Genomic DNA, 446 nt, shown 5'->3' on the forward strand with positions numbered 1-446 from the left:
GGGAACGATTTGGTATATAGGAAGAAACGTTCCATACGCAGACTTAGAAACGCTTGCTGAGGTCGTTACGCATTTATTGAAGCAAATCACGCTTTGGGAAGTCTTAACCGATTTGAGGATATTAGAACCGAAGAATCAAGAAACAGAATTTGATTGTATAATCCTTGATCCAACTAAACCAATTACAAAGGGGAAATGAACATGTTAAACAATGTGAATCCAAACTGGAAACTATCTGTAGGTCAAAGAGTACAAACGTTATACGGACTAGGAACAATTGAAGAAGTACATAGCAATGATCAATATGGAGTCGCTGATGATGAGTACAACATGCTTGATATTTATGGTCGTGAAGAGTTAGCTGTAGTGGGTTTAAATTAATGGGGAAGCTGTTTAGAAGGTTCATAGATGAGTTACTATTTGTAACAATCATGAGCACATTAGGG

2 protein-coding genes are annotated in these 446 nt (G+C 37.2%); both read left to right on the forward strand.

Annotated features, from left to right (window positions below; translation table 11 throughout):
- On the forward strand, positions 1-199 hold a 199-nt coding region (locus R2R70_RS18990; RefSeq protein ID WP_410978749.1), incomplete at its 5' end, for a hypothetical protein.
- Between the two features lie 2 nt (positions 200-201).
- On the forward strand, positions 202-381 hold the full coding sequence (locus tag R2R70_RS18995) for a hypothetical protein (RefSeq protein ID WP_056704950.1): 180 nt from the start codon (positions 202-204) through the stop codon (positions 379-381).
- Positions 382-446 lie beyond the last annotated feature (65 nt).

The sequence above is a fragment of the Cobetia sp. SIMBA_158 genome, assembly GCF_046566945.1.
GTDB lineage: Bacteria > Pseudomonadota > Gammaproteobacteria > Pseudomonadales > Halomonadaceae > Cobetia > Cobetia amphilecti.